The 17,661-nt window shown below is 65.1% G+C and carries 12 protein-coding genes and 1 pseudogene; 5 read left to right on the top strand and 8 right to left on the bottom strand.

What is annotated here, in order from left to right; all coding sequences use genetic code 11:
* The 5 genes from RT424_RS10510 to zapE form a co-directional block, all read left to right on the top strand.
* The coding region (locus tag RT424_RS10510; protein WP_313437414.1) for a hypothetical protein at positions 1-311 on the top strand (311 nt) is incomplete at its 5' end.
* Entirely contained in the window at positions 235-3,123 is a 2,889-nt protein-coding gene (locus RT424_RS10505; RefSeq protein WP_313437411.1) for an Rne/Rng family ribonuclease, read from the top strand. The genes RT424_RS10510 and RT424_RS10505, both read left to right, overlap by 77 nt.
* Before the next feature lie 352 nt (positions 3,124-3,475).
* Positions 3,476-4,258 carry a succinate dehydrogenase iron-sulfur subunit gene (locus RT424_RS10500; RefSeq protein WP_313437408.1) on the top strand — a complete coding sequence of 261 codons (783 nt, stop codon included), beginning with the start codon at positions 3,476-3,478 and terminating at the stop codon, positions 4,256-4,258.
* Between the two features lie 31 nt (positions 4,259-4,289).
* Positions 4,290-4,745 carry a PaaI family thioesterase gene (locus RT424_RS10495; protein ID WP_313437406.1) on the top strand — a complete coding sequence of 152 codons (456 nt, stop codon included), beginning with the start codon at positions 4,290-4,292 and terminating at the stop codon, positions 4,743-4,745.
* Positions 4,742-5,857 carry a cell division protein ZapE gene (zapE, locus tag RT424_RS10490; protein WP_313437403.1) on the top strand — a complete coding sequence of 372 codons (1,116 nt, stop codon included), beginning with the start codon at positions 4,742-4,744 and terminating at the stop codon, positions 5,855-5,857. Before RT424_RS10495 ends, zapE begins: the two co-directional genes overlap by 4 nt.
* A 341-nt stretch (positions 5,858-6,198) precedes the next feature.
* Here zapE and RT424_RS10485 read toward each other — a convergent pair whose 3' ends face one another.
* The 8 genes and pseudogenes from RT424_RS10485 to RT424_RS10450 all read right to left on the bottom strand — a co-directional run.
* A complete protein-coding gene (locus RT424_RS10485; RefSeq protein ID WP_313437400.1) occupies positions 6,199-8,499 on the bottom strand; it encodes an EAL domain-containing protein in 2,301 nt (766 codons plus the stop codon).
* A 236-nt stretch (positions 8,500-8,735) separates the two neighbouring features.
* On the bottom strand, positions 8,736-10,631 hold the full coding sequence (locus RT424_RS10480; RefSeq protein WP_313437397.1) for an XrtA/PEP-CTERM system amidotransferase: 1,896 nt from the start codon (positions 10,629-10,631) through the stop codon (positions 8,736-8,738).
* 11 nt (positions 10,632-10,642) lie between these two features.
* A complete protein-coding gene (gene xrtA, locus RT424_RS10475; protein ID WP_313437394.1) occupies positions 10,643-12,190 on the bottom strand; it encodes an exosortase A in 1,548 nt (515 codons plus the stop codon).
* Positions 12,180-13,406, bottom strand: coding sequence for a TIGR03087 family PEP-CTERM/XrtA system glycosyltransferase (locus RT424_RS10470; protein WP_313437391.1), 1,227 nt, complete (start codon positions 13,404-13,406; stop codon positions 12,180-12,182). The genes xrtA and RT424_RS10470 overlap by 11 nt, the downstream gene beginning before the upstream one ends.
* Entirely contained in the window at positions 13,406-14,482 is a 1,077-nt protein-coding gene (locus RT424_RS10465; protein WP_313437389.1) for a FemAB family XrtA/PEP-CTERM system-associated protein, read from the bottom strand. Before RT424_RS10465 ends, RT424_RS10470 begins: the two co-directional genes overlap by 1 nt.
* A complete protein-coding gene (locus RT424_RS10460) occupies positions 14,479-15,360 on the bottom strand; it encodes an XrtA system polysaccharide deacetylase (protein ID WP_313437387.1) in 882 nt (293 codons plus the stop codon). The genes RT424_RS10465 and RT424_RS10460 overlap by 4 nt, the downstream gene beginning before the upstream one ends.
* 46 nt (positions 15,361-15,406) lie before the next feature.
* Positions 15,407-16,636: an XrtA/PEP-CTERM system-associated ATPase gene (locus RT424_RS10455; protein ID WP_313437384.1), complete on the bottom strand. Its 1,230-nt coding sequence runs from the start codon at positions 16,634-16,636 to the stop codon at positions 15,407-15,409.
* Positions 16,637-16,654: 18 nt separating this feature from the next.
* A pseudogene (locus RT424_RS10450) lies at positions 16,655-17,661 on the bottom strand (preprotein translocase subunit YajC); the annotation flags it as partial.

Below are 17,661 nucleotides of genomic sequence, written 5' to 3'. Positions count from 1 at the left end.
CCATGGCATTACGCCGCAAGGCCGCAGGCAACTTCGCCGCGCACGTCGCGGCAGACAAGAGAACAGTCGCACTCGGGGCGCTGGATTGCCCCGTTTCCAATTTTACCTCCGCCCGCAACAACGTGGGCCTTGCCGCATCCGGCAGGCCCGACGATCCCGGCGCGGGCTTCATCGAACAGACACGCGCCACCCTGGCTGATCCGGCCGGGGCAGAGCGCGTACGGAGACTATACAATGGCAACGCGCATGCTCATCGATGCGCGCCACCCGGAAGAAACGCGGGTGGCGGTACTCAAGGGAAATCGCATTGAAGAGTTCGATTTCGAATCGGCCGACAAAAAGCAGATAAAGGGCAACATCTACCTGGCGAAGGTCACCCGCGTGGAGCCTTCGCTTCAGGCGGCGTTCGTCGATTTCGGCGGCAATCGTCACGGCTTCCTGGCGTTCAGCGAAATCCACCCGGACTATTACCAGATCCCCAAGGAGGACCGCGAGGCCCTGCTGGCGGAAGAAGCCGCCCATGCCGAGGAAGAAGCCGCCCTGCGCGCTTCGGAAGGCGATGACGAGGACGAGGAAGGCGGCGACGGCTACGATGCCGAAGGTTACTCGGATGGCGGTCTGACCGAAGTCGATACCTCCGAGAAGGATCAGGTCGCCACGATCGAGGACGGCGCCGTCGAGAACGGCTTCGAAACCGCAGACGAAGAAGCGTCCGAGGAAGAAAACGGTGGCCGTGGCCGCCGCGGTCGTGGACGCCGCCAGGGTGGCCGCAGTGGCGGTCGCTCGAAGGAAGCCGACGAACTGCGCGCCAAGCGTATGGCGCTGCGCCGCCGCTACAAGATCCAGGACGTGATCCACCGTCGCCAGGTGCTGCTGGTGCAGGTGGTCAAGGAAGAGCGCGGCAACAAGGGCGCCGCCCTCACCACCTACCTCAGTCTTGCGGGCCGCTATTGCGTGCTCATGCCGAATTCGAGCCACGGCGGCGGCATCAGCCGCAAGATCAGCTCCGCCTCGGATCGCAAGCGCCTGAAGTCGATCATCGCCGAAATGGACCTGCCGCGCTCGATGGGCTGCATCGTCCGCACCGCCGGCCTCCAGCGCACCAAGACCGAGATCAAGCGCGACTTCGACTACCTCGCCCGCCTCTGGGACGAACTGCGCGAAATGACCATGCGCTCGGCCGCGCCGGCGCTGATCCATTCCGACAGCGACCTGATCAAGCGCGCCATTCGCGACATCTACAACCGCGATATCGAGGAAGTGATCGTCGAGGGCGAGGAAGGCTTCCGCGCGGCGAAGGACTTCATGAAGCTCCTGATGCCGAGCCACGGCCGCAAGGTTAAGCCTTACTCCGACCCCGTACCGCTGTTCCAGCGCTTCGGCGCCGAAGACCAGCTCACCGCGATGTACGACCCCGTCGTGCAGCTGCGCTCGGGCGGCTACATCGTCATCAACCCGACCGAGGCCCTGGTTTCGATCGACATCAACTCGGGCCGCGCCACCAAGGAGCACGGCATCGAGCAGACGGCGGTCGCCACCAACCTCGAAGCCGCCCAGGAAATCGCCCGCCAGCTGCGCCTGCGCGACATGGCCGGCCTTGTCGTCATCGACTTCATCGACATGGAGTACGGCTCCAACGTCCGCAAGGTCGAGAAGGCAGTCAAGGAAGCGCTCAAGAACGACCGCGCGCGCATCCAGGTCGGTCGCATTTCCAGCTTCGGCCTGATGGAAATGAGCCGCCAGCGCCTGCGCACCGGCGTGCTGGAAGCCACCACGCGTTCCTGCCCGCACTGCGACGGTACCGGCCTGGTCCGCACCGCCAGCTCGGCAGGCCTCTCGGCGCTGCGCCTCATCGAGGACGAAGCCGCCAAGGGCAAGGGCGTGGTGGTGTCGCTGTTCGCCTCGACGGAAGCGGCGATCTACCTACTCAATGCCAAGCGCGCCGATCTCGGCGACATCGAGGAACGTTACGGCGTCAACGTCGAAGTGATCCCCGAGGGCGAGAACGAAGGCGCGAAGATGCGCGTCATCTCTTCCGGTCCGCGCAACGATTTCGTGCCGCGCTTCGATCCGATCGCCGACGAGGTCGAGGACGACTTCATCGAAGAGGATGAGGAGTTCGAGGACGAAGAGCGCGAGGAATCGCAGAGCCGTAGCGAAGGCGGAGACGACGAAGGCGGCTCCCGCCGCAAGCGCCGCAAGCGCCGTCGCGGCCGCAACCGCGACCGCCGTGACGAGGATGGCTCGGAAGAAAGCGCGAGCGACGAGTCCTATGCCGAAGACGCCAACGACCAGACCGGGGGCGACGAAGCCACCGAGGGCGAAGGCGAAGCCGGGGATGACGAAGACTTCGGCCCCGCTTCCGAAGGGGACGATTCGGAAGCACCGCGCAAGCGTCGCCGCCGTGGTGGTCGCCGTCGTCGCGGACGCCGCAACGGCGAAAACGAAAACGGTGAAATCGAGAACGGCGAAAACGGCGATCATGCGCCGGAGGACGCCGCTCACGATGATGCCGTGATCGAAGCCGCAGCGCCGGTGGAAGCAGACGCTCCAGCGGAAGTCGTCGTCGAACCGGTCGCGGAGGAGGCTCCGGCCAAGCCGAAGCGCACCCGTCGCAAGAAGGCCGATGTCGTCGAGGCGGTCGCACCGGTAGAAACCCCGGTCGCGGAAGCTCCGGCTGTCGAAGAGGCGCCTGCCGAAGACGCGCCTGCCAAGCCCAAGCGTACGCGTCGCAAGAAGACCGATGCGGTCGAAGCGGCGGCTGAAGCTCCGGTCAAGGCTCCGGCCCGGACTGCCAGGGCTGCAGCGAAGTCGGCCAAGCCGGAAACGGCCGAGCCGGAAGCGGGCGAAGAGGCTCCCAAGCCCAAGCGCACGCGTCGCAAGAAGGTCGATGCCGTCGAAGCCGTCGCGGAAGCCCCGGCTGAAACGGCTGGTGAGGAAGCCCCTGCGAAGCCCAAGCGCACGCGCCGCAAGAAGGCTGACGCCGTCGAAACTGCGGCAGAGCCGGTCAGCGCCCCGACACCTGTCGAGGAACCGGCATCGCTGGAATCTGCGGATCAGGGCGAATCGGGCGATGACACATCGCCGCGTCGCGGCTGGTGGCAGCGCACCTTCGGTAACTGATCGCGAGCGGGGAGCGGCGTCAGCGCCCTCCCCCCTCCCGATCCGGCGACAAGGGCCTCCGCGCGAAAGCGTGGGGGCCTTTCGCTTTTTTGATCGGTCTTCACGCCAGGGACGCAGCGTCGGAATGATCGGCTACCGTAGAAGGCGCTTGCCTCGCTTCCACCTTGCTCGACCAAACCGTCATTTTCAGAGAATCGTTCGCCCGCCGCAATCCCGTGGGACCGATTTGCAACACCATGGCGCCACGAAACCGCTATCACGCGCACTCTGGCCCTTGCCCCACGCGGTTGAATCGCTAAGGGGACATTCAGTCGCGGTTCGTGCCGCAGTGCAAGATCACGGGGATTTCTTCATGGCTAGCTTCACCCTCCCGGCGAACAGCAAGATCAAGAAGCAGGGCAAGGTTCACAAGGCCGAGGGCGCTGCGCGCGTCAAGAAGTTCACCGTCTACCGCTACGATCCGGATTCGGGCGAAAACCCGCGCTACGACAGTTTCGAGATCGATCTCGACGATTGCGGCCCGATGGTGCTCGACGCGATCATCAAGATCAAGAACGAGATGGATTCGACGCTGACGTTCCGCCGTTCATGCCGCGAGGGCATCTGCGGTTCCTGCGCGATGAACATGAACGGCTCGAACGGCCTGGCCTGCACCACGGCGATCGAAGACCTCAAGGGCGACATCCGCATCACCCCGCTGCCGCACATGGAAGTGATCAAGGACCTCGTTCCTGATTTCACCCATTTCTACGCGCAGTACGCCTCGATCCGCCCCTGGCTGCAAACGGTTTCCACCACGCCTTCGGGCAAGGAGCGTCTTCAGAGCCCCGAACAGCGCGAGAAGCTAGACGGCCTCTACGAGTGCATCCTGTGCGCCTGCTGCTCTACTTCTTGCCCGAGCTACTGGTGGAATTCCGACAAGTTCCTGGGCCCGGCCATCCTGCTTCAGGCCTATCGCTGGCTGGCCGACAGCCGCGACGAAATGACTGGCGAGCGCCTGGACGAGCTGGAAGATCCGTTCCGCCTCTACCGCTGCCACACCATCATGAACTGCGCCAACGTCTGCCCCAAGGGCCTGTCGCCGGCGCGCGCCATCGCCGAAATCAAGAAGATGCAGGCAGAGCGCCAGGTCTGATCCTCGCGGATCGGTCCGGGTAATCGTGGTCGTGTCTTGCGCCGCATTCATCCATGAGCCGGCCCCGGAACACCCGGGCTGGTTCACCTGGACCCTCAACGACGACAGCCGCTTCAACGCGGTCGCGCTGGGTCCGATGGTGATCCGGCGCGAGGGCGAGCGCGCCGCACGGGTGCGTCTCCTCGAACTGGAACGCCGCCACAGCAACATGCACGGCAACGTCCATGGCGGCGTTACCCTAGCCCTTATCGACGTCGCAATGTTCGCGACGATGTTCAGCGTGCTGGGCGCCGAAGTCGCCGGCTCGGTGACTCTCGACCTCCACAATCAGTTCATCGGCGCGGGCCGAATCGGCGAACCGCTGGACGTTTGCTGCGAAATCATGCGCGAGACGCGCCGGCTGGTGTTCCTGCGCGGCACAGTCGAACAGGGCGAGACCCTGGTGTCGAGCTTCCTCGGCACCCTTCGCAAGCCGAGCGTACGATGACCGCGATGCTGGAACGCTACGAGACGCTGGTCGCGACCGGAGAACTTCGCTCAGACCCCGAACAGGCGGCCGCAGCCGAGCGGCTCAACCAGCTTCAGCGCGAGATCTACAAGGCGCGCACATCCACCGGGCTGTTCGGTAAGCTGCTCGGCAAGAAGGCGCCCTCACCGCGCGGCCTTTATATGTGGGGCGGCGTCGGGCGCGGAAAATCGATGCTGATGGACCTGTTCCACCAGACGCTCGACATCGAGGACAAGCGCCGCATCCATTTTCATGCCTTCATGCTGGAAGTCCATGGGCTTCTTCGCGAGGAACGGCGCAAGGAAAGTGGCGACCCGATCCCTCCGGTGGCCGCGACCATTGCCCGTAACGTTCGTGTCCTGGCCTTCGATGAGATGGTCGTGAACAACTCCGCCGACGCGATGATTATGAGCCGGCTGTTCACGCATCTTATCCTCGACGAAGGGGTGACCATCGTCACCACATCGAACCGAGCGCCCAAGGATCTTTACAAGAACGGCCTCAATCGTGAGCATTTCCTGCCCTTTATCGATCTGATCGAGAAAGAACTGGACGTACTGACGCTCAACGGGCCGACCGATTATCGGCTCCACCGCCTGGGCGGCATGGCCACCTGGCATTCCCCGCTGGGCGAGGAAGCGACCGAGCAGGCGCGCGAGGCATTCTATCGCCTTACCGACTATCCGCCCGAAGACAGCGATCATGTCCCCTCTGCGGACATCGACGTGGGTGGCGGGCGCATGTTGCACGTTCCCAAGAGCCTCAAGGGCGTGGGTGTCTTCAGCTTTAAACGCCTCTGCGGCGAGGCGCGCGGCGCCGCCGACTACCTGGCGATCGCGCGGGCCTATCACACCGTGATTCTTGTTGGCATCCCGAGGATGCGGCCGGACCGTCGCAACGAAGCCGCGCGTTTCGTCACCCTGATCGACGCCTTGTATGAGAACAAGGTCAAGCTGATCGCCGCTGCGGACGCAGCGCCGGAAGACCTTTACGACGCGGGCGACGGCCGCTTCGAATTCGAGCGCACGGTCAGCCGTCTCAATGAGATGCAGAGCGCCGATTATCTTGCCATGGGCCACGGCGAAGACTGAAATCGTTAACAGTCTGCGAATCAAAGATTAACGCTGGAGCGCCAGACGCGCTTCCGCGCGGGCCGATTCGCGGCCTACTTTCACGGCAACATTTACAAGACGGCATTAAAAAAGCGCCCGCTCCATAATTGGAAGGGCGCTGCATCTGTTCATGAAATGGCTATTTTCCGCCATTTTTAAAGTAAAAGCGCGACGCTTCTTACGAAGCGCCGCGCCATTTAATGATTAGCGGCCGAGGCTGCCCCAGTTCCAGCTGTACATAACATTACCCCATGTGAAACGCCGCTATCTTGCGGCTGATCACATGGATAACAACAGGTTAAGAACTCATCAAGACTTTTTTAACCAGTCTGCCGCGCTTCCCTTCCCACGATCTGTGTGAGCAGATCCCGGAACGGGACGGGCCGGCTGACATAGTATCCCTGGATGGCATCGCACTGCATCGCCCGCAGGATTTCGAGCGCGGCCTGAGTCTCCACGCCTTCCGCGACCACCGTGCGATCCTGGGAATGCGCCATCTCGATGATCGACTGGACCAGCAGGAGATCCTCCTTGTTGCCTTCCATCGCCTGGATGAAGACCTTGTCGATCTTTACCTCGGTGGCGGGAAGGTAACGCAGATAGTCGATCGTCGCATTGCCGGTTCCGAAATCGTCGATGGACAGGCGAATGCCGGACTGCACCAGCTTCTGAAGCATCTGGAACGTGCGCGAGCTCCGATCGAGCCGGTCCGTTTCGGTGATCTCGAGAATCAACATCTCGGCGGACAATCCGTAAGTGGCCAGGATTTCCGCGATCATCCCCGGCAGTCCCGGATTCCTGAGAAGCTGGGCCGAGATGTTAACCGATACGGTCATGTCGAAGCCATGACGACGCAGTTCGACGGCACACCTGACGGCATCATCGATCACGAAGCGGGTGATCCGCTCGATCCGGTGGAACTCCTCGGCGATGCGGATGAACTTGTCTGGACTGATCGGACCGCGTTCGGGATGGGTCCAGCGCACAAGCGCCTCGGCGCCGGTAACGCGATTGCTCGCGACGTCCAGCTTGGGCTGGTAGGCCACCCAGACCTCGCCATTGTCGATGGCGCGATCGAGCTGGGTCAACAGCGAGATTTCCCACTGCGCCTCGTGCTTGCGGCTGTCGAACTTGTAGACCAGCTCGTCATTGCGGACGGCTTCCTCGGCCGACTGCATGGCGCTGGCGACGCGGCTGGATACCGGGCGGTCGAACTCCGAATCGATGCCGCAATTGAACGACAGGTCGATATCCAGTCCGCCGACCTGAATGCCGTTCTGAACGATGCGATGCAGCCCTTCGAGGTTCTCGAAGAGGTCGAAAGTGCTGCGGATGGTCGAAAGCCACATGAACATGCCGCCTTCGTGATAGACCCTGACTTCGCTGTCGCTGATGCGGATGCGGCGGACGATCTCGTTGGCGACTTGCGCCTCGACGTGCTCGGCGAAACTGCCGATGATCGCGCCGTAGTTGCGGATCTGAAGCGCCACGAGGATACGGCTGGATACCGCTTCATACTTGCGGAGCACCTGCACGCTGGGCATGCCGGAACCGGAGTTGGTCTCTCCGGCTACTTCGACGCGGTCCAGGTTGCGCATGCGGAACACGGCCACCGCCGCCATGGCGATGGCAGGAACGATATCCACCTGGATACGAAACTGGTCGAGCGCCAGGGGCGCGACGATAAGAACACCAACCAGACCCGAGAACCGATAGACGTCGAGCACGCGACCTCGCCCCAGGCCGGTGAGGATCACCCCCAGCACCACGAGGAAGGCCGGAAGCCAACCCATTTCAATGGGAACGCCTTCCTTCAGCGTTTCCGCCGCGATGGCGTGGAAGAACGCACCGGGCGCGTAGCCTTGCGCCGGCAAGGTATGGAGGTCGTGATAGACCTCCGCGCTTGGGGCGATGATGATGTCCTTGCCGCGAACAGTTGCCTTGTCGAAGCGACCCTTGAGGATGTCGACGTAGCTTACGGTCGGGATCGTCGTGTAATCGATAGCGTAATCCGGTCGAAACACGCGATCGGCAGGCCTCGATACGCCCGCGATGCTCGCAGCCAGACTGGGAACCACGCCTTTCGGACTGTTGGACGAGAACGGCAGGCTTTTGCTCAGGTTGAACGGGTGATCGAGCGCCAGGAGCGAAACAGCCCGCGCATGTTCGAGAAATGCCCGTGAAGGCATCGCCGCGGCATAATTGCCGCGTGGTCCGTCCTTGGCAGGCATCGCGCCCAGGAAAACACGCTCCGGAAACGCCTTGAGCGCTTCCAGGAACTGGCCCCGGCCCGGATCCTTTGCACTATCGTCCAGGAAGCGGTTGATGAAGACACGCTTCACGCCGGCGCCCTGCAAGTTACGGATGACCTGTGCGTCATCCGCACGGGTCACGTCCAGAACCTCAAGTTCCTCAAGCGTTTTCCCGTCCTGCAGGACCATCACGATCTCGCCCTTGGACGGGTGCAGGCGCAACCAGGTGCGTCCGTTCACCAGAACGTCCTCAAGCGGCAGCGCGGCGCCGGTGATGCCCAGAACTATGCCGGTAAGGGCCGCCCAAAAGACGATCCGGAATCTGGCACTCTTCCAGACTTTCGCGGTCCTCGTGCGGAGGTCAGACATGATGGCCTCGCAAATGATTCCCCTCTGCGCCCAATCGCAAGACATGGCTTTCCTCATCGGAAAGCTTCCGCATTTCAATCCTGTAATGGCGACCTGCTATCTTCATGCACGTCCTGCGATGACGATGTCGCTGCCCGAGTTAGAGCAAAGGTCCTAAGAAGAAGTTAGGTTAACCGGCATTGACAATAATTCGGCAAACCGCTGCCGGATGAGGAAGCCGCCGAAAAGGGGGAAAATCAGGCGATCCCCAAATGAGTTAGCGACCGATCGAGCATCAGCAGCTGCCATAGGAGGCGCGAATGGTCGCTGCGTGCGGCGATATGTTCCTCTACCAGGGTGCCGATGCGGCCAGTATCCAGCCATCCCGTGCGGGCCAGCGTGGCGCTGGACGCTATTTCTCGGGCGGAAGAGGCCAGGGGGCCGCGGAACCATTGCGCAATGGGCGTGACGAAGCCCTGTTTGGGTCGGTAGAGAATCTCGTCCGGCAGGCTGCGCCGCATGGTGCGTTTCATCAGCCACTTGCCCTGCCCTGCCCGCACGCGCATCGTTTCGGGCAGGCTGGCCGCAAACTCGATCAAGCGGTGGTCCAGCAAAGGCTCGCGCGCCTCCAGGCTTACCGCCATGCTCGTGCGATCGACTTTCGTCAGGATGTCGCCGGGAAGCCAGTGCTTGAGGTCGGCATATTGCGCGCGGTCCAGCCCCGACCGTGCAGGAGCGCCGCGCATCAGATCGATCACCGCGTGCTCGGCGCGATAGCCACCGCGAAGCCAGCGAAAATCCTCGGAATAAATGCCGTCCCGCAGTTCCGGCGCGGCAAATCCGATCGCACGGGCATAGCCTTGCGCGCTGTCCGCCGCCAGCGAGAGCAGCGTAGCCTTGGCCCGCAACGGACGCGGTGCCCAATCGGCTTTCGGATAGAGCTTGCCGAGAGAGCCGAACAGCGGTCCTCGGATCGCCTGAGGGATGATTCCGCGCACACGATCCTCGCCGCGCTGAAAGACATGGCGGCGATAGCCGGCGAAAGCTTCGTCTGCGCCGTCTCCGGAAAGGGCCACCGTCACCGATTCGCGGGCCAGTTGGCAGACCCGCCAGGTGGGCAAGGCGGAGGCATCGGCGAAAGGCTCGTCGAACATCCCGGCGATAGCGTCGATCGCCTCGAAATCGTCGGGCGAAACCTGCCGGGCGCGGTGATCCGTGCCGAAACGCCTTGCCACTTGCGCGGCATAGTCGCTCTCATCCAGCGCTGCGATGTCGAAGCCGATCGAGCACGTCTTCACCGGCTGCGCGCTTGCCTCGGCCATGAGCGCGACGACGCTGGAACTGTCCACGCCGCCCGAGAGGAAGGCTCCGAGCGGAACGTCCGCCGCCATGCGGGAGGTGACCGCCTCGCGCAGGAGGTGAAGCAGTTCCGCTTCGAGATCCTCGACCTTGCCCCTGCGGCGCTCGGCAAAGGACACGTCCCACCATTGAGTCGCCCTTGGCAGCGGCTGGCCATGGCGCAGCAACAGGGAATGCCCCGCCGGCAGCTTTGTCACGCCCTTCAGGATCGAACGGGTGTCCGGCACATAGCCCCAGGCGAGGTAGTCCTCGATAGCCAGCGGATCGATCTCGCGCCGCAGCAGGGGGTGGGCCAGCAGCGCCTTAAGTTCGGAACCGAAGGCCAGGCTGCCGTCGCTGAGGGGAGCCAGGAACAACGGCTTCACTCCCAACCTGTCACGGGCGAGGAACAGGGTCCGCGCATCGAGATCGTAGATCGCGAAAGCGAACATGCCGTGCAGGCGCGTCACGCATTCCGGCCCCCAGCGCCGCCATGCCGCGAGGATCACCTCGCTGTCGCCATCGGTGCGGAACTCGGCGCCCCAGGCTTTCAGGTCGCAGCGCAGTTCCCGGTAATTGTAGATCTCGCCGTTGAACACCAGCATGGCCCGCCCGTCCGGCGAAGCCATCGGTTGCGGAGAGCCCGCGAGGTCGATGATCGAAAGACGGCGATGGCCCAACCCCACGCCGGGCGCGGTCCAGACGCCGCTACCGTCGGGGCCGCGATGCGCCAGAGCATCGCACATGGCTTCCACCCGCGCCGGTTCGACCGGCTTGGGGGTTTCGAGATGGTAGATACCGGCGATGCCACACATACCGGACCGGCCTAGCGGAGCTTGACGACGCGGTCCATCCACGCGCCGGTCGGCCCGGTCGCGGCCAGGAAGCGCGTGATCGAATCGGGCGCGCGGGCGCCTTCCGAAGAGAGGATCAGCGTGGTCGTGGGCCTGGCGCGCAGCAACAGGTTGTCACCGATGACGCCCAGCTTGAAGTGGGTGTTGCTGCCGGTCAGGAGATCGCCGGTCCGATACCAAGTCACGGCGAGCCGCTCCACCTTGCCACGACCGAGCAGGCGTTCGCTGCGCCCTTGGGCGAAGACGGGGCCCGAGGCTTGCCACGACCATCCCGAGTCGGGCGTCAGAGCGCCCTGGCCGAAGCCGCCGGCCTCGCGGCCTTCGCCCTGCCCGGCATAGAGCGCGACGAAAACGTCGACCTCATGACCCTGGCCATCGGCATAGCGGCCCAGCAGGCGATGATCGGCACCTTCCGCACGCGGTTCCCACCAGATTGCCGGGGCGTAGTCCACCCGCTTCCAGCCGGGAACGGCGGGAAGATCTATATGCGGCGGCAGAGGCGCTTGAAGGCGCTCTCCGACATGCGCCCAGGACTTGGCCGTCGCGAGCAGCAGCGCCAGAAGAACGACGGCGGCTACCGGCGAAAGGCGCATCCTCTCCGGTCGCGTCAAGGCTGGAGAATGCGCGATCCGGGCGGCATCGATCATCGGCGCGTCGAGCGGGCGATCGAAGAATCGCCATGCCCCGGCGATCACCATCGCCAGCACCGCCGCGAAGAACACCCAGCCGTAGACGATGTGATCGAACCCCGCCGCCTTCTCCACCCCGACGAATTGCGCGGCGAAGATCGTGCCCCAGGCCCGCACCCCGTTGGCCAGGATCGGAACCAGTACGCAGGCCAGCATCATCGCCGCGCGGCGGCGCCAGCTGACGAAGCAGACATGGCTGGCCAGCACGCCGAAGGCGATCATGGCGATCAGGAATTTCACCCCGGAGCAGGCCTCGGCCACCTCGAACAGCCCTGCGGGCGTATCGATGAACACCCCGTCGATCGTGGCGGGAATGCCGCTCAGATGCGTGAGCGCCACAGTGATCGCGGCGGTGACGGTTTGCAGGACTTCCACCAGTTCCTCGCCCACCGGCACCAGGAAGGCCATGTAGCAGAGCGGGAAGAACAGTCCCGCCGTCACGCGCGGCCCCAGCAGCAACGGCACCGTCGATCCCAGCATGGCCACCGCGCCGGCCTGCCGCGCAAGATCGAGGCCGGACAGCGCCCCCAGCAGCCAGAGAAACGCGGCCCCGATCATCGGCAGGAACCCCGGCCACCAGCACAGCGGCGTCAGCTTCGCCAGCTCGGCGCGGCGCTGCCAGACCAGCCAGGCCAGGATCGGCGGGATCAGGACGATGTGGTTGTAAGTGGAGATATCCCACCATTGCCGGGCCATCCTGGCCCAATCATCCAGCAGCACAGCCACGACGATCAGCGCCGCAATACCCCAGCGCACCAGCGCCGCGCGCCAATGCGCGGGGAGGTCCGGCCAATGCAGGGTTCGCATCGGCGCTGCGGTTTCAGGCGGCATCGTTGAGGCTTTCCTGCGAAAAGGCCAGCATGTTCGGCAGGTCGGCCAGTGCGGCCTCCCAGCTTGCGTTCGCGAGTATCCACGCCCGCGCGGCCTGGCCCATGTTTCTGGCGCGATCCCGATCGCAGGACAGGGCGAGCACCTTCTCCGCCAGGGCCTCGTCGCTTTCGGCAATTGCGAAGTCGCGCCCTGCCACGGCGTCTATGCCGGTTGCGGCGCCCGTGGAGAGCACGCTCGGCAAAGCCATCGCCATCGCTTCCAGCACTTTGTTCTGTACGCCCCGCGCAATTTCCAGCGGCACCAGCGCCAGATCCGCCGCAGCGAGCCAGGGCCGGATATCCGCGACGCGTCCCCAGACGTGAACACCTTCGCGTCCGTGACGGGCCAGCAGCGAGGAGGGTGGATTGCGGCCGACGACATGCAGGCTGGCCTGCGGAAGGCGCGCACGGACCAGCGGCAGGATGCGGTCCATCGCCCGTTCCACCGCTTCGATGTTGGGCGCGTAGTCCATCTGCCCGGTGAACACGAGACGGGGGCCTTCTACAGCCAGCATGCGTGGCTCCGGCACGACGCGCGCGGGATCGAAAAGCGCGCTGTCGATGCCGTTGCCCATGGCCTCGATACGATTTTCGGGCTCTCCCAGCCGCGCGGCGAAGAGCGCCGCCTCCGCCTTGCTGACGAGCAACGTGCGGTCGGCACGGCGCGCGATCCGGGCTTCTTCCCCACGCAGGAGGCGCCCTTCCCGTCGCTCCATCCAGCCGCGAAAGCCGCGACCTTTGGCGCCGTAAGCCTCGAACTTGGCGGAATCGACATCGACCAGATCGACGATCAGCCTGCCGCGATAGGTCTTGGGCACGTATTGCGCCATCTGGCCGGAGAACACGAAGATCGTCTCGATCGGACGGTTCGCCAGAATCCGCTCCACCCACGCCCCCATGCGCCGGTCCCGGAAAGCCGCGAGACTCAGCGGATCGCCGCCGATGAGCGCTTCCAGCCCGGCCACGGCCAGGGACTTGCCGCGCGGCAGCAGGAGATGGCTCTGCGTCAAGGCCGCCAACTCGCCCTCGCAAGCATGATCCGCCTCGTCGTCCGCGAAGCAGCCCAGATGGACCGGAGCCAGTGCCGCCAAAGCCCTGAGCACATGGTGCGAGCGGATCTTGTCACCCCGGTCGGGCGGAAACGGAATGCGATGCGCAAGGAACAGGATCTCGCCCATCAGCCGATCCCGCGCGCGATCAGCGGCCCGAGTCGGTTGGCCATGGCCAGGGGCAGGCGCTGCCAGAGCCGGATCTGGAGCGAGAGGCTGGAACTGGCGGGATCGGCCTCCCGCTTCGGCGCGCCGGGAGCGGTCCATGCGGCATAGGTCAGCGGCTCCGGCTCGAAGCCCCAGTTGCGCTTGAAATGATAGGCGCCGCTGCCGGTCTTGGAGCGACCGAAATCGAACGTCGAGCACCCGCGCCGCCGCGCATGGAGCATGAGTTCGTAATACATGCGGTCGTTGGCGCGCAGGTGCCGCGCTTCACGCGTGCCCCCGCCCCAATAGGGCATCGCCGCGCCGCGATGATAGAGCGTGATGACGCTGGAAACGGGCCGCCCCCGATGGCGCACGGTCAACACGTCCGCCTCGTCGCCGAAAGCGTTCAGCACGGCATCGAGCAGGCCACGCGGAAATACCGGGGTGCCGAGATTGCGGTAGCTCTCCGCGAAGACCGCGTAGTGGGCGGCGCGGTCGCGCTCGGACGTGCCGACCTCGACTTCGAGATCGCCTGCCAGCGCCTTGCGCACTTCCGCGCGCTGCTTGCGCGGAACGTCCAGAAGTTGCGCCTCGTCATCCGCTGCCAGGGGCCGCGCGAAGTTGCAGTGGCTCTCGGTCTTGAGCGTCCAGCCTGCCCCCGCATCGGGAAGCACCCCGCCGCGCAGCTCGATGGCCGGGCACGACTGGCGCAGCGCCAGTTCCTCCAGCGCCGCGAAAAGCGCGGACGTATCGGCGCCGGGCAAGGTCAGCAGGCCGCCGCCTACCGCGAAGCCGGTCGAGGCCAGCAGGCGGCCGAAGATCGGAGAATGAACGGCATCCAGAGGCAGGAAGCTGAGGATTTCCCCCTGCCGTTCCTCGATCAGCGCCAACGCCTGGTTTCCCGTGGCTTTCGCTACCGAAAGAAACCAGGCCGGGCGGTGGAAAGGCGTGGCTTGCGCATGTCTGGCCGTGAACCGTTCCAGCCGCGTGATTTCGCCGGGGTCGGAAAGATCGACCAGCCGTACCGCGCCCGCAAGGGGAGCGAAAGGCGCGTTCATGCTGCCAGCGCCGCTTGCAGGGAAACGGCGCGCTCCGCCTCGCGCACGGCAAGCTCGTCCATCCGCCCCCAGCGGAACTCGTCGACCAGTTGGCGCAACTTGCCCGCCATGACCCGCAAGTTGGTATAGTGCCGCAGCCGCGAGCGAAGCGGCGCCTCGGGCACGCGCGGCTGGTTCGGGTCGATCTCCCAGGGATGGAAGTAGAACACCGCAGGACGGCCCTCACCGTTGACCTGCCGGATCGCCCAGCGCGAAAATCCGTAAGGCAGCACGCGGAAGAACCCGCCGCCCCCTGCCGCCAGCCGCCGACCGGCGAAGGTCGCGGTGGTGACGGGAATCTCTACCAGCGGGCTGTCCGGAAGCGGGTTGAACGCAAAGCGCGGCGCCTCCCGCCAGCCGTAGTGGTCATGCACGATCGGCGCGACGCTGGAGCTATAGGCATAGCCCTGCTCGGCCAGCACGTCGAAAGCCCACGGCGTGCGCGCGTCGATGGAAAAGCTGGGCGCACGATAGCCCGTCACCCTGACCCCCGCGGCATCCTCGATGGCCTTGCGGCTCATGTCGAGATCGCGGCCGAACATGGCGGCATCCATGTGGAACACGCGCTCATGGTCCCAGCCATGGCTCGCCACTTCATGGCCCGCCTCGGCTATGCGCCGCAGCAACCGGGGATGGCGAACCGCCACCCAGCCGAGCGTGAAGAACGTGCCTTTCACCCCGGCCGCGTCGAACAGCGCCAGGATATCGTCGCAATTGCGCTCGACCCGCGTGCGGATCGCCGGCCAGTCGGCACGGTCGATCACGCTTTCGAAAGCGCCGACCTGAAACCAGTCCTCGACATCGACCGAGAGGCCGTTGATGGGCCGGGTATCGTTCATGGCTTCCGTCCTCGTCGGCCGATGCGTGTGCGCGGGCATGCGAAGGTCAGGCCGCCCGGCGCCGGCCTTCGCCACCCTCGAACCATTCGATCAGCATGGTGAGCGTGTGGCGCAATGTGCGCTCCTGCTCGTCCAGCCGTGCTTCGAGAGCGGCATTGCCGGCGGCCATCTGCGCAAGCTGCTCCTGCAATCCGGCCACGCGCGGATCTTCTCCGCGAGGCGTTTCTTCCCGAGAATCATCTTCCCCGGCGGCGCCTTGCCTCACCTGCTCCAGACTGGCGGCGAGTTCGAAAACGACGTTGCGAAGCTCTTCAAGCTGCGAGTCGCGCTGCGCCAGAGCCGCTTCGATCAGGCGCCTGGCGACATCCGGATCGGGGGCATCGGCATGAGGCCCGTCACTCCGCGCGGACGCGGCAGGCGGGGCCGTCTCAGCCGGCTCGCTACGGCAGACCAGGGGGCGGGTGCCGTCCTCGTCCAGCTCGCCCAGAACTTCGTGCAGCATGTCGAGGTCGATCAGCGACCGCTCCTCCACCGCGCCGAGCAGCAGCAGGCGGTTGACGATCTGGTTGATCCTGCGCGGAATGCCGCCGGTCGCCTCGTGCACTTCGGCGAAAACGCGATGATCGAAGCCGGGATTGCCCTTCCAGCCGACACGGTTCAGACGATGCTCGACGTAAGGCTGGACTTCGCGCAGCTCCATCGCCGTGAGGTGATGGGTGGCGATCACGCGCTGGCGAAGCTGTTCGAGCAGCGGGCTCTCCAGCAAGGTCGTGCGGAACTCCGGCTGGCCCAGCAGCAAGGTCTGGAGCAGCGGATGCGAGCCGAGCTGAAAGTTCGACAGCATGCGCAGTTCCTCGACCGCATCGATCGCCAGGTTCTGCGCTTCGTCCACGATCAGCAGGCAACGACGCCCCGCGCGCGCCTCGGCGTGGAGGAAGCCCTCGATCGCGCCGAGCGCCGAGGCCTTGTCATGCCCGGCAACCGGCAATCCGAAGCCCTGCGCCACGACATGGACGATCGCCTCGCCGTCCAGCGCGCTGGTGACGATGCAGGCGGCGGTGAGCCGCGCCGGATCGATCGTGGCCATGAGGTGCGAGACGAGCGTGGACTTGCCCGCGCCGACCTCGCCGGTGATGACCACGAAGCCCTCGCCCTGCGCCAGGCCATAGCCGAGGTACGACAGCGCCTTGCGGTGCGTCGCGCTCTCGAAATAGAAGGCCGGATCGGGCGTCAGCTGGAAAGGGCGGCCCTCGAACCCGTAGAATTGGTCGAACATCCCTGCTCTCCTTCGCAATCAGAAGCTGTAGCGCAAGCCCGCCAGGGCCGACGCAGTCCAGATATCATCGTAAAGCGCATCGTCGCGGCTGGTGCCGTCGATCCCCAGGGCCACGCTTGCGCGCAACCGTCGGGCCAACATGCGGTAGTAGCCGAGCGTTGCACCGTAGCCCGTGACATCGCCGGTGAGAGCGTCGGTGCTGCTCAGCCAGTTGGCGTAGACGTTCGCGGACCAGCCGGCGTCGCGGCCCAGCTCGCCGTTGACATAGGCAGCGATCCACCAGTTCTCGTCGACCACGCCATCGGCGGCGGCGAGCACCGTATCCCGCGCGGCGATGAAATCGCGGCGGTCGTAGCCCGCGCCGATCCCGGCGTTCAGACGGCCGATCTGGCGCGAATAGCTCGCCGCGATGCCGCGTCCGCGATAGACGGCGGAGCGCACCGAACCCAGCGCGCCGGACAGGCAGTTGTTGCCGTCTAGCGAGATCACGCAGCCGCGCAGTTCGCCGGTGACGGGATCGCGCACGGCCACGAAGTCATCCGGCAACTGGTCGAGGGCACGGTTCAGCTGCCCGCCGAAGCCGCTCACGCTGTCGTAGACGCCCACGCTCAACTGGCTGCGGTCGTCGGGCGCATAGGCCAGGGTGCCGCCGAAGCTGGTCGAACCGTAGCGGCGGCCGATATGGGCCGACAGCGAGGTGCGGCGGCTGGGCCGCCACATCACGGCCACGTCCCAGAGCAAGCCGCTGACATCGTAGGCCAGTTCGCGCGGGCCGCTCTTGTCGGTAACGTAGCGCCCGTCCCCGCCGACCACGGGATTGCCTTGGGCATCGCGCACCGCATCGCGGCTGGAAACCTCGACATCCTCGTAGCCCAGTGCGCCCACCACCTGCACGGTGCGGCTGACCGGCACCGTCACCATCGCCCGCGCCTGCATGTCGCGCACGCGCTGGTCGAGGTTGGAAACGTCTTCCTGGTAGAAGCTGCCGCCGACGCCAAGACCCACCGGCGCGATCACATAGGGCG

The sequence above is a fragment of the Novosphingobium sp. genome (assembly GCF_032093395.1).
GTDB lineage: Bacteria > Pseudomonadota > Alphaproteobacteria > Sphingomonadales > Sphingomonadaceae > Novosphingobium.
Note: the sequence above shows the minus strand (reverse complement) of the source record. Positions and strands in the feature narration are given on the sequence as shown.

What these genes read in the sequence shown, in the direction of transcription:
- RT424_RS10500 (WP_313437408.1), top strand. Translation starts at nt 3,476, where the DNA reads ATGGCTAGCTTCACCCTCCCGGCGAACAGCAAGATCAAGAAGCAGGGC.
- RT424_RS10480 (WP_313437397.1), bottom strand. Translation starts at nt 10,631, where the DNA reads ATGTGTGGCATCGCCGGTATCTACCATCTCGAAACCCCCAAGCCGGTC.
- RT424_RS10465 (WP_313437389.1), bottom strand. Translation starts at nt 14,482, where the DNA reads ATGAACGCGCCTTTCGCTCCCCTTGCGGGCGCGGTACGGCTGGTCGAT.
- RT424_RS10505 (WP_313437411.1), top strand. Translation starts at nt 235, where the DNA reads ATGGCAACGCGCATGCTCATCGATGCGCGCCACCCGGAAGAAACGCGG.
- RT424_RS10460 (WP_313437387.1), bottom strand. Translation starts at nt 15,360, where the DNA reads ATGAACGATACCCGGCCCATCAACGGCCTCTCGGTCGATGTCGAGGAC.
- RT424_RS10455 (WP_313437384.1), bottom strand. Translation starts at nt 16,636, where the DNA reads ATGTTCGACCAATTCTACGGGTTCGAGGGCCGCCCTTTCCAGCTGACG.
- RT424_RS10485 (WP_313437400.1), bottom strand. Translation starts at nt 8,499, where the DNA reads ATGTCTGACCTCCGCACGAGGACCGCGAAAGTCTGGAAGAGTGCCAGA.
- xrtA (WP_313437394.1), bottom strand. Translation starts at nt 12,190, where the DNA reads ATGCCGCCTGAAACCGCAGCGCCGATGCGAACCCTGCATTGGCCGGAC.
- zapE (WP_313437403.1), top strand. Translation starts at nt 4,742, where the DNA reads ATGACCGCGATGCTGGAACGCTACGAGACGCTGGTCGCGACCGGAGAA.
- RT424_RS10470 (WP_313437391.1), bottom strand. Translation starts at nt 13,406, where the DNA reads ATGGGCGAGATCCTGTTCCTTGCGCATCGCATTCCGTTTCCGCCCGAC.